Genomic DNA, 15190 nt, shown 5'->3' with positions numbered 1-15190 from the left:
GCGAACCCGAACCCGCGACGCCGCCGCCGGAGTCACAGGCCGCGGTCGAGGAACCCGTCGCCTCACGCGGCTCGATCCTTAGACCCGAGGTCAAGGCCGAGATGACCGCCGACGTGGCGCCCGCGCCCCAGCCGCTCGAAGCCCGCGTCTATTTCGATCTCGGCACGGCCGATCTGTCCGACGCGGCGCGCGCGGACCTTGAGGTCTTCGCGAAATCGATTCCGGATTCGTCGTGGCGCATCGAGCTTGCCGGACGTACCGATCCAACGGGTGACGCCGCGCTGAACCGCCGCCTGGCCCGTCAGCGAGCCGAGGCGGTGCGCGATCATCTGCTGACCCTGGGTGTAGACCCGCAACGCCTCACCGTCAGCGACGACGACACGGCGCAGGTCGACACGCCGCCAGAATCCGCCCTGCCAATGGAGGAGGCGCGTCGCGTCGACCTCGTCGCACGGCCGGGGCCATCGGACGCCTCCGAAACCCTGAGCAATTCGGCGGACCAAACTGACTGATTGACCCTTGCGAGATTTGGCGCATGGTCCGGTTCGGAGACCGCCGCCATGACCGACAACCGCCTGCTGCCCGCCGCTCTTTTCGCCGGCATCCTCGCCGTCGGCATGCTGGGGGCCGGAGCCTTCATCGGACACGGCATCGTCGATGCGCGCACCGGCGATCGCTCGGTAACGGTCAGGGGTCTGTCCGAGCGCTATGTGCGGGCCGATCTGGCGGTTTTGCCGATCCGCTTCACCGCGTCCGGCGATGTCCTTTCTGAGGTGCAGGCGAGGATCGACGGCGACCTGGCCATCGTGCGCCAATTCCTGACCGCCCAAGGCTATGCCGAGGACGCGGTGAGTCTGGGCCGGCTGGAGGTGGCCGACACCCAGTCGCGTGAATACGCGGCTCAGACCGGAGGCCCTCGCTTCATCCTGGCCCAGACGGTGATCGTGCGCACCAACGACGTCGATCGGGTCCAGGGCACCACGCGGGCGCTGAACGAGCTGGTCCGCCAAGGGGTTGTGCTGCAGGACTTCAACGGCCCAAGCTATGTCTTCACTGGCCTGAACGACGTCAGGCCGGAGATGATCGCCGAGGCCACCGCCGCCGCGCGCAGCGGGGCCGAGCAGTTCACCGAGGATTCCGGCGCCGCGCTCGGCCCCATCCGTCAGGCGACCCAGGGCTCTTTCGAGATCCTGGCCCGCGACGAGGTCGAGATGGAGAGCTCATCTCCTGAAAAGAAGATCCGGGTGGTCACCACCGTGGTGTATCAGCTGCGCTGACGGTCACTCCGCCGGAGCAGGGACCGGGTTGGCCGGCATTTCCGGCATCTTGGGCGCTTCCGGCAGATTGATGTCGACGTCGGCGTCGATGCTCTCGGGCACGGCCATGTCAGGACCGGCGCCGCGGGCGAATACGAACCAGGCGATCACGGCCAGCACCACGACGATGCCGCCGATCACGAAAGCCATGCCGGCGCCGCCGCCGCTGCGTTCGGCCGGTGCGGTGTTGACGACCGTGGTGTGGTGGCGGGTCGAGTCGGTGTTCTCGGGTGGCGGGCTGTTTGGCGGTGTGTCGGTCATGCGGATGTCTCCTTGCGGCCGGTGAGAGCCGGCCTCCCTCTCCGTTATGGCCAAGCCTGAACGGCAAGCCGCGAGTCGGGTTCCGGACAGGGCCGTTGCGCATGGGGTTTCAGGGCGCTCCGCATCCCCCTATGTTCCGCCGATGTTCTCGACTCTCCCCGACCGCCTGTGACCGACGCCCTCCCTGCCCCCCGCATTTCCGACCTCGCGCGCGCGCGCGGGCCCGAGGGTGCGCCCGACTATCTGGAAGGGCTGAACCCCGAACAGCGGCTGGCCGTTGAAACGACGGAAGGCCCGGTGCTGGTCCTGGCCGGCGCGGGCACCGGCAAGACGCGGGTCTTGACCACGCGGCTGGCGCACATTCTCGCGACGGGCCGGGCGCGGCCATGGGAGCTGCTGGCCGTCACCTTCACCAACAAGGCCGCCCGCGAGATGCGCGAGCGGATCACCGCCCTGATCGGACCCTCGGCCGAGGGACTCAGATGGCTCGGCACCTTCCATTCGGTCGCCGCCCAGATCCTGAGGCGCCACGCGGAACTGGTGGGGCTGAAGTCCAGCTTCACCATCCTGGACACCGACGACCAGGAACGGCTGCTGAAACAGCTTCTGGAAGCCGCGAATATCGACACCAAGCGCTGGACGCCGCGCTCTCTGGCCGGGCTGGTCGATCACTGGAAGAACCGCGGGTGGACGCCCGACAAGCTGCCCGCCACCGAGGATTTCGCCAATGGCAAGGGGCAGTCGCTCTATGCCGCCTATCAGGAGCGGCTGCGCACGCTGAACGCCTGCGACTTTGGCGATCTGCTGCTGCACAACCTGACCATCCTGTCAAAACACGCGGATATCGTCGAGGAATACCGCCGTCGCTTCCGCTACATCCTGGTCGACGAATATCAGGACACCAATGTCGCCCAGTATCTGTGGCTGCGGCTGCTGACGGCTTCGACCGGCAATGTCTGCTGCGTCGGCGACGACGACCAGTCGATCTATGGCTGGCGGGGCGCCGAGGTGGACAACATCCTGCGCTTCGAACGGGACTTCCCCGGCGCCCGGATCATCAAGCTGGAACGCAACTATCGCTCGACCAGCCACATCCTGGGCGCCGCCTCGGCCCTGATCGCCACGAACAAGGATCGTCTCGGCAAAACTCTGTGGACCGAGGACAAGACCGGCGACAAGGTCCGGGTGCGCGGCGTCTGGGACGGCGAGGCAGAGGCCCGTCTGATCGCCGACGAGATCGAGACGGCTCGACGAGAAGGCCATCGATACAAGGATATGGCGGTGCTGGTTCGCGCCTCGCATCAGATGCGGGCGTTCGAGGAGCGGTTCGTCATGCTGGCCGTCCCCTATGTGGTGATCGGCGGTCCGCGCTTCTTCGAGCGGGCCGAAATCCGCGACGCCCACGCCTATCTGCGCCTGATGCAGTCCGAAGACGACGACCTGGCCTTCGAGCGGATCGTCAACACGCCCAAGCGCGGCATCGGCGACACCAGCGTCCAGAAAATCCTGCAGATCGCCCGGCTGGCCGGCGTCTCAGCCATGACAGCCGTGCGCGACCTGATCGTCTCGGACGAACTGCAGGCGCGGACGCGCACGGCCCTGTCCAACTTCGTGCGCGACCTGGATCGCTGGCGGGCGCTGGCCCAGACCGTGCGCCACTGGGAGCTGACGGAGACGGTGCTGGAGGAGAGCGGCTACACCGACATGCAGCGCGCCGACCGCGCCACGGGCCAGACCCGGCTGGATAACCTCAAGGAACTGGTCCAGTCGATGCAGGCCTTCGACAACCTCCAGGCCTATCTCGAGCATGTGTCGCTGGTCATGGACCTGGACCGCGGCGAGGCCGGCGACGACTCCGTCCAGATCATGACCCTGCACGGCGCCAAGGGACTGGAGTTCCCGCTGGTCTTCCTGCCCGGCTGGGAGGAAGGCGTGTTTCCGTCCCAGCGCTCAATCGACGACAAGGGCGAGAAGGGCCTCGAGGAAGAACGGCGCCTGGCCTATGTCGGCGTCACCCGCGCCAAACGTGACGCCCGCATATCCTTCGCCGCCAACCGCCAAGTCTATGGCCGCTGGACGACCCAGTTGCCCAGCCGGTTCGTCGATGAACTGCCGATCGATCACGTCGAGGCCGAAAGCGAGACGGGCTACTACGGCGCCTCGACCGGCATGAAGGAAGCCAAGAGCCGCTGGGACGACACGCCCACCTTCGGCGCCGGCTATTCCTCGCCTGGATGGAAGCGAGCCCAATCGTTCACGGCGAGCAAGGTCCCGGCCGGCCGCACGGCGAGAACGACCCTGATCGAGGGCGACGGCCGCCTGATCGCCTCGGCCGATCCGAAGTCCGGAGGGGCCTGGTCACGCGGGGAGCGCGTCTTCCACCAGAAATTCGGCTACGGCGCCATCCGTCAGATCGAGGGCAACAAGCTCCTCGTCGACTTCGAGAAGGCGGGCGAGAAACGGGTGATCGACACCTTTGTGGAGAAGGCGTGACGGCGAAGGAGCCTACCCCTCCGCCGCCTCCCCGCGCTTGTCGCCCACCCGGGCCGCCAGCGCCGCGCCCATGAAGGCGTCCAGGTCGCCGTCCAGCACGCCGTCGGTGTCCGAGGTCTCGACGTTGGTGCGCAGATCCTTGACCATCTGATAGGGCTGCAGGACGTAACTTCGGATTTGGTGGCCCCAGCCGATGTCGGTCTTGGCGTCGGCCAGGGCCTGAGCGGCGGCCTCTCGCCGTTGCAATTCCAGTTCGTAGAGGCGCGCGCGCAGCATCTTCCAGGCCTGATCACGGTTCTGATGCTGCGATCGACCGGCCTGGCAGGCCACCACGGTGTTGGTCGGAATGTGGGTCAGACGCACCGCCGAGTCGGTCTTGTTGACGTGCTGGCCGCCGGAGCCCGAGGCGCGATAGGTGTCGGTGCGCACGTCGGCCGGGTTGATGTCGATCTCGATCGTGTCATCGACAACCGGGGATACCCCGACCGAGGCGAATGACGTGTGGCGCTTGGCCGCCGCATCATAGGGGCTGATGCGCACCAGCCGGTGCACGCCCGATTCCGACTTCAGCCAGCCATAGGCGTTCGGCCCCGTGACCAGGATGGTGGCGGACTTGATGCCGGCCTGATCGCCGTCTTCCGAGGCCTCGATCTCGACCTCGTAGCCGTGAGCCTTGGCCCAGCGGGAGTACATGCGAAGCAGCATGCCAGCCCAGTCGCAGCTCTCGGTGCCGCCGGCGCCGGAGTTAACCTCCAGATAGGCGTCGTTGCCGTCGGCTTCGCCGGACAGCAGCGCCTCCAGTTCGGCGCGGGCGGCGCGGTCCTTGATGGCCTTCAGCTGGGCGCGCGCCTCCTCGAGGGTGGCTTCATCGCCCTCCTCGTCGGCCATCTCGGCCAGCATGACGCCGTCGTCGACGCCCTGTTCCATCTCCTTGACCGCGTTTATCTGGGCTTCCAGCCGCGAACGGTCGCGGCTGACGGCCTGCGCCTGGTCGGGATCGTCCCACAGGGTCGGATCCTCGACCCGAGCGTTCAGCTCATCGAGCTTTCTGACAGCGACATCCCAGTCAAAGACGCCTCCTGAGCAGAGCGACGCTCTGCTCGATGTCGGCCTTCATGGCCTCGACATCCGGTCTCATCGCACTCTCCGATGTTCATCCCTCAAGCTGTCGGTCGCCGCGCGATCGACATAGGGACCAGAAACGGCGCGCCAGGGCGGCGCGCCGTGATGACGGTTAGGTAGAGCGCCCGGGCCTCGCGCTCAAGGCCCGGCGTCCGGTCAATACAGTCCCGACAGATCCTCGGCCGGCGCCTGGCGCGGCGGCGGGGCGGCCTCCGGCTGGGGCGGCGGCGCGGGCGGAGGCGGGATGCCACCGGTGTCGCGACCGATCTCGGCTTCGCGGCGCAGCACCTCGTTGTAGGAGACCGGACCCCTATCGACGGCGACCGGCTGCTGCTGGCGCTCGACGATGCGGCGCTCGGTGCCGGGACGGAAGGCCTCCTCGACGCCGTTGACCATGCGGAAGACGGCGTTTTCGGGTCGTTCAAATTCCCGCACGGGGCGCTCTTTCAGGGCCGTTTCCATGAAGTCGATGAAGATCGGCACCGCCGAGGTCGAGCCGGTCTCGCCGCGGCCCAGCGGCCGGTTGTCGTCAAACCCAATGAAGACCCCGACCACGATGTCGCGCGTGAAGCCGACGAACCAAGCTGAGCGGTATTCGTTGGTCGTCCCCGTTTTGCCGCCGATCCAGCGGCCCAGGCTGGAGGCTCGGGCGGCGGTGCCGCGCTGCACCACGCCTTCCAGCATGGAGCTGATCTGATAGGCGGTGATCGGATCTATGATCTGTTCGCCCCGCTCCGGCAGGCGCGGCGAGGCGGAGCCATCGAAGCCGCGACCGCAACCGCGGCAATTGCGGCTGTCGGCCCGGTGCACGGTCTTGCCGTACCGGTCCTGCACCATCTCGATCATATAGGGGTCAACCCGGCGACCGCCGTTGACGAAGGCGGCATAGGCGGCGGTGATCTTGTACGGGGTGGTCTCCCCCGCCCCCAGAGACATCGACAGATTCGGCGTCATGTCGTCGATAACGCCGAACGCCTCGGCGGCGTCGGAGATGTTGCGCATCCCGACCTGCTGGGCCAGGCGCACGGTCATGGCGTTGCGCGACAGCTCCAGCCCCTTCCTAAGCGTCTGGGGGCCATAGAAACGGCGGTCATAGTTCTGGGGCGCCCAGCGGCCGCCGTTGGCGCCGCCCGGGAAGCTGATCGGCCCGTCGACGATGATCGACGCCGGGGTGAAATCGCCTTCCAGCGCCGTCGCGTACACGAAGGGCTTGAAAGCCGAGCCAGGCTGGCGCTCGGCCTGTGTGGCGCGGTTGAAACTGGACAGGGCGTAGGAGTAGCCGCCCACCATCGCCAATACCCGGCCAGTCTGGGGCTCCATGGCCACGAGGGCTCCGTTCACCGCCGGCACCTGCTTGAGGGCGTACTGCCCGCCATCAGGCTCGACGAAGATCAGGTCGCCGCGCTCCAGGCCGCGCCCGGCGTTAGCCCAGGCCACGTCGGCCGAGCGCAGCGCGCCGGTCTCGTCAGTGGCCGCCAGCCGGATGCGGACCGTGCCGCCCTCGGCGCTCTCGACAGCCGCCGCGCGCCACTCCCGGCGCTCGGGCGGGGTGGTCTCGTCGGCGGCTTCCTCCTGCCAGCCCTCGGCAAAGTCGGTCTCGCCCCACGCCCCCCGCCAGCCGTGGCGACGGTCGTAATCCTCGAGGCCCTCCATCAGCGCGCGGCGCGCGGCGCTCTGCAGTTCAGGGTCCAGCGTGGTGCGCATGTAGAAACCGCCGGCGTTGATGTCCTGGCCGAACAGACCCAGCGCCCGGCGGCGCGCCTCCTCGACGAAGAAATCGGCGTCCTGATATTGGGCGCGGCGCGGCGCGTCCTGGGTGACCAGGGGCTTGGCCACCGCGGCCTGATAGTCAGCGTCGGTCAGCCAGCCGACCCGGTTCATCTGACCCAGCACCCAGTTGCGCCGCTCGGTCGCCGCCTCGGGATTGCGCTTGGGGTGGTAGTTGGACGGCCCCTTGGGCAGGGCTGCGAGGAAGGCCGCCTCCTCCGGCGTCAGCTGCTCCAGCGACTTGCCGAAATAATTGAAGGCGGCCGAGGCCACGCCGTAGGAGCGATAACCCAGGTAGATCTCGTTCAGATACAGCTCGAGAATCTGCTGTTTGGACAGCACGGCCTCCAGCCGGCTCGACAGGATTGCCTCCTTCAGCTTGCGGCTGAGGGTGGTCTCGTTGGTCAAAAGGACGTTCTTGGCCACCTGCTGGGTGATGGTCGATCCACCCTCCAGACGCCGACCACTGACCACGTTGAAAACGTTCTTGAACATGGCCCGGCCAAGGCCGCCCACGTCGATGCCGCCGTGGTTGAAGAAGTTCCGGTCCTCCGCGGCCAGGAAGGCGCGGATGACGGGCTCCGGAATCTCGTCATAGGGCACATAGATGCGGCGCTCCTGCGAGTATTCACCGATCAGGGTGCCGTCGCCGGCATAGACGCGCGTGGCGGTCGCCGGTCGATACTCGGCCAGGTCCGAGGCGTCGGGCAGGTCGTGGAACATCCAGGCGGCGTAGACGGCCGCGATCACGCCCAGAACGGCGATGCCGGCCAGGATCGCCATGGCTGCCGCCACGTACCAGCGCTCGCCGATCGCCTTCACGTCACGCTCCGCACTCGCGCCCCCGCGCCACTCGCCCGAGTGACCGCTTTAGCCCGCGTCGGGGGGCGGTGGGAAGGGCGCCCGCTGTGTCGATTTCCGACTCAGGCCCTCTTAACCCCCGAGTGCGACAAGGAGGCTGACGACGACAACGTCGGAGTGTACAGTTGCGTGCCTGGTGGCGAGAGTTCCGGAATGACGACCGCGGCGCTATCGCGCTGAAGTTCGCCTTTATCGTGCCGCCTCTGGCGCTGCTGATCGCCGCGGCGGTGGACCTGCGCGCCGTGGCGGCCCAGCGCGCCGACTTCCAGCAGGTGGCGGAGGCGGCCGCCCTGGCCGGCGCCGGCGAGATGTCCATGGCGGTATCCGACGACGTCGCCATCGAACGCGCCAGGGCCTTCGCCGAGGCGCAGCTGAAGGACTCGGCCTACGTGGCCCTGGTCGAGCCGACCATCGAGCCGATGGGCTCAAGCCGCGTCCTCGATGTGGAGATCTCGACCAAGCGGCCATCCTTCTTCGGCAATCTGCTGCCGCCCGGCGGCTGGGATGTGCGCGCCTCGGCCGCGGCGGCCTCAGTGTCACGCGTCCCGTTGTGCATCATCGCCAGCGGCGCGTCGGACAGGCGGGACAAGGTCATTCTGGTCGCCGACCGAGGGGTGATCACCGCGCCCCAGTGCCTGATCCATTCCAACTACGATATCGACGCGGGCAAGGGTCAGATCAGCGCCAGCCTGGTTCAGGCCGTGACCACCGCGCGCGGGTCGATCCTGCCGGGCGCGAATGTCGGCGCCGTGCCCCTGGAGGACCCCTTTGCCGCAACGGCCATCCTCACCGACCAGTCCTGCTCGGGCGGCGAACAGCAGGTCCAGTACGAGGGCGGCTTTCATACGATCGCCGCCGGCGTTCATTGCGGCGGTTTCCAGTTGAAGAAGGGCGCGCAGGTAACCCTCGCCCCCGGAGACCACTATTTCATCAAGGGCGACCTCGACGTCGACGACGAGTCCCGTCTGGTCGGGGTCGACGTGGCCCTGATTTTCGATCGCAACTCCAAGTCCGACTTCAAGGGCCACTCGACGGTCGACCTGGATGGACGCAAGACCGGGCCTTTCGCGGGCTTTGTGATCATCACCACGCGAAACAACGATCAGGACTTCAAGATCAACTCCGACCGTGTCAGCCGACTGCTGGGCGTTCTCTACATTCCATCGGCGCGGCTGTTCATCGAGGGCGGCAAGGACATCGCCAAGGACTCCGACTGGACGGTGATCGTGGCCGAGTCGATCGAGTTGAAAGGATCGCCGTCCCTCTTCATCAACGCCAATTACGCGGGCTCGGACGTTCCGGTGCCCGATGGGGTGGGTCCGCGACAGGGAACGGCGCGCCTCGTGCGCTGAATCTTGCCCCCGCGATCACTCGCGCCTACCAGACCGGTCCGCGAATCGCCGCAGACTGATCCGATGCCCGCCTCCTCGCCCAGCCTCTTCGACCTCGACCCGCCGGAGCCGGAGAAGCCCGTCAAGGCAGAGCCGACGGCCGCGCCCGCCGCGCGACCCCAGGCCCTGGCCACGCCGGCCACAGCGCCGACGCCGCCCGCCTCGACCAGCGACTATTCCGCTTCGTCGATCGAGGTGCTGGAGGGGCTGGAGCCCGTCCGCAAACGACCCGGCATGTACATCGGCGGCACCGACGAGCGGGCCCTTCACCACCTGTTCGCCGAGGTTCTAGACAACGCCATGGATGAGGCGGTGGCCCGCCACGCCAAGCGCATCGAGGTCGAGCTGGACGCCGAGGGCTTCCTGTCCGTCCGCGACGACGGGCGCGGCATCCCGGTCGATCCGCACCCCAAACACCCCGGCAAGTCGGCGCTGGAGGTGGTGATGACCGTGCTCCACTCGGGCGGCAAGTTCTCGGGCAAGGCCTATGAGACCTCCGGCGGCCTGCACGGCGTGGGCGTGTCGGTGGTCAACGCCCTGTCCGAGCGGCTGGACGTCACCGTCTGGCGCGACGGGCATGAGTGGCGCCAGTCCTTCAGCCGGGGCCATGTTCTGGGCCCCGTGGAGCAGGTCGGCCCCAGCCGCAAGCGCGGCACCCTGATCCGCTTCAGGCCCGATGAGGAAATCTTCGGAGTCGGCGCGGCCTTCAAGCCGGCGCGGCTGTACCGCATGGCGCGGTCCAAGGCCTATCTGTTCCGGGGCGTCGAAATCCGCTGGAAATGCGCGGCCGAGCGGATCACCGACCACACGCCCGAAGAGGCCGTGCTGCACTTCCCCGGCGGTCTGGCCGATGCCCTGATCGAACGCATCGGCGAGATCGACACCGTGACCCCAACCTTCGCCGGGCGGGTCGAGCGCCAGGGCGAGGCGGGCGCCGTGGAATGGGCCGTGACCTGGTCGCCGATCGGCTTTGGCGAGGCCGACGGCTTCGTCAGCTCCTACTGCAACACTGTCTCGACGCCTGACGGCGGCACGCATGAGGCCGGCTTCCGGGCCGTGCTGGTCAAGGGGCTCAAGGCTTACGGCGAGCTGATCAACGACAAGCGCGCCGCCATCATCACCGCCGAGGACGTGATCGCCAACGCCGGCGCCCTGATCTCGGTCTTCATCCGCAATCCGGAATTCCAGGGCCAGACCAAGGACCGCCTGTCCTCGCCAGAGGCGACGCGGCTGGTCGAACAGCTGGTGCGCGATCCGCTGGATCACTGGCTGACCGAAAGCCCGAAACAGGCAAGCACCCTGCTGGGCTTCGTCATCGACCGGGCCGAGGACCGGCTGAAACGCCGCAAGGACAAGGAAGTCCAGCGCGCCGCCGCCACCCGCAAGCTGCGCCTGCCCGGCAAGCTCAGTGACTGCACCCGCCAGGCGGCGGAGGGCACCGAGCTGTTCATCGTCGAAGGCGACTCCGCCGGCGGCTCAGCCAAGCAGGCGCGCGATCGCAACACCCAGGCCATCCTGCCCCTGCGCGGCAAGATCCTGAACGTCGCCTCGGCCACGGCGGACAAGCTGCGCGCCAATATCGAGCTGTCCGACCTGGCCCTGGCGCTGGGCGTCCAGCCAGGCGCGCGCTTCAACATTGACGACCTGCGCTATGAGCGGATCGTCATCATGACCGACGCCGACGTCGACGGCGCCCACATCGCCGCCCTGCTCATCACCTTCTTCTGGCGCACCATGCCCGAGACGATCCGTCAGGGCCGCCTGTTCATGGCCCTGCCCCCGCTCTATCGCATCCAGGCCGGTCCCTTGAGTGAGTACGCCCGCGACGACGCCCACCGCGACGAGCTGATGGCGACGGTGTTCAAGGGCAAGAAGGTCGAGATCGGGCGCTTCAAGGGCCTGGGCGAGATGATGGCCTCCCAGCTCAAGGAGACCACCATGGACCCGCACAAGCGCACCATGGCCAAGGTCACGGTGCCGGACGCCGAGGCCGAGATCGAGGATCTGGTCGAACGCCTGATGGGCAAGCGCGCCGAGGCCCGCTTCCAGTTCATTCAGGAGAATGCCAAGTTCGCTGCGGCCGATCTGGACGTATGAACCTTAGTCGGCGGACGCTGTCTGGGCGCCCGCCTCGGCCTCGCTGGCGATTTGGGTCAGCACCGTATCCAGAAGATTCTCGAAATCGCCGGCCTCGGCGACGACACGAAGCGCCGACAGGTTGTCGTTGATCGAATGGCCGCTGCGCACCACGAGCGGCAGATAGGTGGCCAGCACCGACGTCGCCGGCAGGCTGAGGTCGCCGTGGTCCTCCGGCGTATAGCCGAACCGCCGCATGACCGGCGCAGTCAGCAGCTCAACCATCTGCACCTCGCTGGCCGACAGATACCGCTTGTAGCGGCTGGAGGCGGCCGCGACGCCCGGCACCACCTTTACCCTTCCTCCCGGCGCGTCGTCGCCAAAGGAGGAATTGCTCAGCAGCCCCTTGTCCACGCTCGCCCAATCGTAGGCGTTGGGGTCGAGGTCCAGGAACGTCAGCACCCGCTCCATCTGCCCACGCTGGTCGGCCACAAGATCTTCATACCTCAGCACCAGGACTGTGGGATCGTCCACGTGGTGCTCTGCAAAGCGGGCCATGTTGAGGATGTCGTGGATGATGCTCAAATTCCGCGTCGGCGGCTGGCTCAGCGTCCGGAACTTGTGATAGGCCACCACATCACGCGGGTCGCGCACCATCACGACCAGCCGGGCGTCGGGGAACTGCTCGCGAAACAGCAGGAACTCGTTGCGAATACCGGTGTATTTGACGCCGAACCGCGTCATCGCCTCGATCGGACAGCGGGTTACCGAGGCAAGGCGCTCGCGCAACTGGCGGACCATCTCCATGGCGAGTTCGTCGTGGTTGGATACCGTCACCTCGCCGACATCGACCGTCCGTCCGAATGTCGGAAGCCACGCCGGGTCCTGCACCGAGGCACGATAGGGCTTACTGTTCCTCAACATCATCAGCCCGTGGCGGAAGGTCGGCATGCCCTCCATCGAAAAGACGATGTCCGGGTGCCGCCGCGTGCGGGTCAGACGAGAATAGAGGAGGTCCGACAGCAGCGACGTTCCCGACCGCATCGTGCCGGTCACGAAGAACACCTTGCCCTGGATAGCCTGCGCATCGGTCATCGACATTTGTCCCCGGTCCTGTCGATCAGCAATAGCCGCGCGCGCTCAGCCACGCCTCTAAACGCTCCGCCAGCGCGTCCGCACTGTCTTCCTGAGTATCCAGCCTCAGTTCGGCGTTCTCTGGTGGCTCGTAAGGCGAATCCAGGCCGGTGAAGTTGGCGATCTCGCCACGCAAGGCCTTGGCGTAGAGGCCCTTGGGGTCGCGCTCGGCGCAGACGTCGAAGGGCGTGTCCACGAAGATCTCCACGAACTGGCCCTCGGGCATCAGCTCACGCGCCATTCTGCGCTCGGCCCGGAAGGGCGAGATGAAGGACACGATGACCAGCAGGCCGGCCTCGGCCATCAGCCTGGCCACCTCGGCCACTCGGCGGATGTTCTCGACCCGGTCGACCTCGGTGAAGCCCAGATCGCGGTTCAGCCCGTGCCGCACATTGTCGCCGTCCAGGATGAAGGTGTGCCGCCCCTGAGCGTGCAGCTTCTTCTCCAGCAGGTTGGCGATGGTCGACTTGCCCGAGCCCGACAGGCCAGTGAACCACAGCACCGCCGGCTTCTGGTGCTTAAGGGCGGCCCGCGCCTCCGCATCCACCGTGATCGCCTGCCAATGGACGTTGGCCGCGCGGCGCAGCGGATGCAGGATCATCCCCGCCCCCGCCGTGGCGTTGGTCATCCGGTCGATCAGGACAAAGGCGCCCGTCACCCGGTTGTCGGCATAGGGGTCGAAGGCGACCGGGGCTTGGGTCGACAGATTGCACAGGCCGATCTCGTTCAGCTCCAGCGACTTGGCGGCCTCGTGGGCGAAGGTGTTCACGTCCTGGCGATGCTTCAGGTCGGTGACCGTCGCCGGAACCTGATCGGTTTCGGTGCGCAGCCAGTAGGAGCGGCCCGGCAACATGGGCTGCTCGTCCATCCAGACGATGTGGGCGGCGAACTGGTCGGCGACCTCGGGCCGCTCGGTCGGACGGCACAGCATGTTGCCGCGCGACGCCTCGACCTCGTCCGCCAGCACCAGAGTCACCGCCTGGCCCGCCGTCGCGCGTTCTTGATCGCCATCCGGGCCGACGATGCGGCTGACCTTGGTCGAGACACCCGACTTGGCCACCGTGACCGGATCACCGGCGGCTATCTCGCCCGACGCCACCGTTCCGGCGAAGCCGCGGAAGTCCAGATTGGGCCGCGACACATACTGGATCGGCAGGCGGAAGGGCGCGGCGCCCGCCCGGTTCGCCGTGGGCGCTCGCTCCAGCAGTTCGATCAGCGTCGGCCCGCCGTACCAGCTTAGACGCGCCGACCGCTCGGCGATGTTGTCGCCGTACCGGGCCGAAAGCGGAATGGCCTCGACCCGCTCCAGCCCCAGATGCCCGGCGACCTCGGCGTAATCCGAGACGATGTCGTCGAACACGGCCTGGTCGAAGCCCATCAGGTCGATCTTGTTCACCGCCAGGATGACGTGACGAATGCCCAACAGCGACGCGATGAAGGAATGTCGCCGCGTCTGGGTCAGCACACCCTTGCGCGCATCGACCAGCACGATGGCCAGATCGGCGGTCGAGGCGCCGGTGGCCATGTTGCGGGTGTACTGTTCGTGCCCCGGCGTGTCGGCCACGATGAACTTGCGGGCGGGCGTGGCGAAGAAGCGATAGGCGACATCGATGGTGATGCCCTGTTCCCGCTCAGCCTCCAGCCCGTCGACCAGCAGGGCGTAATCGACGTCGTCGCCGGTCGTGCCGTGCTTGCGCGAGTCCCGGGCGAGCGCATCCGCCTGATCCTCGAATATCTGCCGGGTCTCATGCAGCAGCCGCCCGATCAGGGTCGACTTGCCGTCATCGACCGATCCGCAGGTGATGAAGCGCAGAAGCGTCGTTTCGGCCATCAGAAATAGCCCTCGCGCTTCTTCTTCTCCATCGAGCCCGCCTCGTCGCGGTCGATCAGCCGGCCCTGGCGTTCGGAAGTGCGCGATACCTGCATCTCGGCGATGATGTCGTCGAGTGTCGCCGCCTCGGACTCGATCGCCCCGGTCAGCGGATAGCAGCCCAGGGTCCGGAACCGCACCACGCGCTGCTCGATGCTTTCGCCGGGCCGCAACGCCATCCGCTCGTCATCGGCCATGATCAACATGCCATCGCGCTCGACCACCGGCCTCGGCTTGGCGAAGTACAGCGGCACGATCGGAATGGCCTCGCGCTGGATGTATTGCCACACGTCCAGCTCGGTCCAGTTGGACAGCGGGAAAACCCGCATCGACTCCCCGTCCGCGACCCGCGTGTTGAACACGCGCCACATCTCCGGGCGCTGGTTCTTCGGATCCCAGCCGTGGCTGCGGTCGCGGAAGGAGAAGATCCGCTCCTTGGCCCGCGACTTTTCCTCGTCGCGCCGGGCGCCGCCGAAGGCCGCATCATACCGCCCGGCGTCCAGCGCCTGGCGCAGCCCCAGGGTCTTCATGACGTGGGTGTGGACGCTCGAGCCGTGGCTGAACGGGCCGACGCCGTCGCGCACGCCGTCCGGGTTCATGTGGACCTTCAGGTCCAGGCCGTGCTCCGCCGCCATCCGGTCGCGAAAGGCGATCATCTCCCGGAACTTCCAGCCGGTATCGACGTGCAGCAGCGGGAACGGCACGGGACCAGGGGCGAAGGCCTTGATCGCCGTGTGCAGCAGCACCGACGAGTCCTTGCCGATCGAATACAGCATCACCGGCCGCGCGCAGGTCGCCGCAACCTCGCGGAAGATGTGGATCGCCTCGGCTTCGAGGGCGTCGAGATGCGACAGGGCCATGAACCGTCCGGGCGGTGGAGAGACGCGGGACCGCTGGCT

The 15190-nt window shown here is 67.3% G+C and carries 11 protein-coding genes; 5 read left to right on the top strand and 6 right to left on the bottom strand.

Annotated features, from left to right (window positions below):
* Positions 1–101: 101 nt before the first annotated feature.
* Together EES48_RS13645 and EES48_RS13640 are read left to right on the top strand one after the other, a co-directional pair.
* Entirely contained in the window at positions 102–512 is a 411-nt protein-coding gene (locus EES48_RS13645; protein ID WP_162998177.1) for an OmpA family protein, read from the top strand.
* Between the two features lie 48 nt (positions 513–560).
* Positions 561–1277, top strand: coding sequence for an SIMPL domain-containing protein (locus EES48_RS13640; protein ID WP_122468355.1), 717 nt, complete (start codon positions 561–563; stop codon positions 1275–1277).
* A 3-nt stretch (positions 1278–1280) separates the two neighbouring features.
* Here the strand turns inward: EES48_RS13640 and EES48_RS15200 are convergent, their stop codons facing one another.
* Complete coding sequence (locus EES48_RS15200; protein WP_240623374.1) at positions 1281–1577, bottom strand: hypothetical protein; 297 nt, start codon at positions 1575–1577, stop codon at positions 1281–1283.
* 123 nt (positions 1578–1700) lie between these two features.
* On the opposite strand from EES48_RS15200, the gene EES48_RS13630 reads away from it, so the two are divergent.
* A complete protein-coding gene (locus EES48_RS13630; protein WP_420807955.1) occupies positions 1701–4070 on the top strand; it encodes an ATP-dependent helicase in 2370 nt (789 codons plus the stop codon).
* A 12-nt stretch (positions 4071–4082) separates the two neighbouring features.
* On the opposite strand, the gene prfB is transcribed toward EES48_RS13630, so the two are convergent.
* Together prfB and EES48_RS13620 are read right to left on the bottom strand one after the other, a co-directional pair.
* Positions 4083–5208 (bottom strand): peptide chain release factor 2 gene (gene prfB, locus EES48_RS13625; RefSeq protein WP_122468348.1). Its coding sequence is split into 2 segments (ribosomal slippage): positions 4083–5138 and positions 5140–5208, totalling 1125 coding nucleotides; the frame shifts between segments, so codons are not numbered across the junction.
* A gap of 140 nt (positions 5209–5348) precedes the next feature.
* Positions 5349–7742 carry a penicillin-binding protein 1A gene (locus EES48_RS13620; protein WP_122468842.1) on the bottom strand — a complete coding sequence of 798 codons (2394 nt, stop codon included), beginning with the start codon at positions 7740–7742 and terminating at the stop codon, positions 5349–5351.
* Positions 7743–7945: 203 nt separating this feature from the next.
* Here EES48_RS13620 and EES48_RS13615 point away from each other — a divergent pair, with 203 nt between their 5' ends.
* Entirely contained in the window at positions 7946–9172 is a 1227-nt protein-coding gene (locus tag EES48_RS13615) for a TadE/TadG family type IV pilus assembly protein (protein WP_122468344.1), read from the top strand.
* A gap of 63 nt (positions 9173–9235) precedes the next feature.
* Positions 9236–11308, top strand: a complete 2073-nt coding sequence (gene parE / locus EES48_RS13610; protein WP_122468340.1) for a DNA topoisomerase IV subunit B — start codon at positions 9236–9238, stop codon at positions 11306–11308.
* A 3-nt stretch (positions 11309–11311) separates the two neighbouring features.
* On the opposite strand, the gene EES48_RS13605 is transcribed toward parE, so the two are convergent.
* The 3 genes from EES48_RS13605 to cysD are packed head-to-tail and all read right to left on the bottom strand — an operon-like array spanning position 11312 to position 15151.
* A complete protein-coding gene (locus EES48_RS13605) occupies positions 11312–12388 on the bottom strand; it encodes a sulfotransferase family protein (RefSeq protein ID WP_122468336.1) in 1077 nt (358 codons plus the stop codon).
* Between the two features lie 19 nt (positions 12389–12407).
* Complete coding sequence (cysN, locus tag EES48_RS13600) at positions 12408–14252, bottom strand: sulfate adenylyltransferase subunit CysN (RefSeq protein WP_122468333.1); 1845 nt, start codon at positions 14250–14252, stop codon at positions 12408–12410.
* Positions 14252–15151: a sulfate adenylyltransferase subunit CysD gene (gene cysD / locus EES48_RS13595; protein WP_122468330.1), complete on the bottom strand. Its 900-nt coding sequence runs from the start codon at positions 15149–15151 to the stop codon at positions 14252–14254. Before cysD ends, cysN begins: the two co-directional genes overlap by 1 nt.
* Between the last annotated feature and the right edge of the window lie 39 nt (positions 15152–15190).

The sequence above is a fragment of the Brevundimonas lutea genome (assembly GCF_003704105.1).
GTDB classification, from domain to species: domain Bacteria; phylum Pseudomonadota; class Alphaproteobacteria; order Caulobacterales; family Caulobacteraceae; genus Brevundimonas; species Brevundimonas lutea.
This window is presented reverse-complemented; position numbering and strand designations above follow the sequence as displayed.

Bases quoted from the DNA above. Each gene is read 5' to 3' on its own strand.
- EES48_RS15200 (WP_240623374.1), bottom strand. From the start codon at position 1,577: ATGACCGACACACCGCCAAACAGCCCGCCACCCGAGAACACCGACTCG.
- cysN (WP_122468333.1), bottom strand. From the start codon at position 14,252: ATGGCCGAAACGACGCTTCTGCGCTTCATCACCTGCGGATCGGTCGAT.
- cysD (WP_122468330.1), bottom strand. From the start codon at position 15,151: ATGGCCCTGTCGCATCTCGACGCCCTCGAAGCCGAGGCGATCCACATC.
- EES48_RS13605 (WP_122468336.1), bottom strand. From the start codon at position 12,388: ATGTCGATGACCGATGCGCAGGCTATCCAGGGCAAGGTGTTCTTCGTG.
- EES48_RS13640 (WP_122468355.1), top strand. From the start codon at position 561: ATGACCGACAACCGCCTGCTGCCCGCCGCTCTTTTCGCCGGCATCCTC.
- parE (WP_122468340.1), top strand. From the start codon at position 9,236: ATGCCCGCCTCCTCGCCCAGCCTCTTCGACCTCGACCCGCCGGAGCCG.
- EES48_RS13645 (WP_162998177.1), top strand. From the start codon at position 102: ATGACCGCCGACGTGGCGCCCGCGCCCCAGCCGCTCGAAGCCCGCGTC.
- EES48_RS13620 (WP_122468842.1), bottom strand. From the start codon at position 7,742: ATGGCGATCCTGGCCGGCATCGCCGTTCTGGGCGTGATCGCGGCCGTC.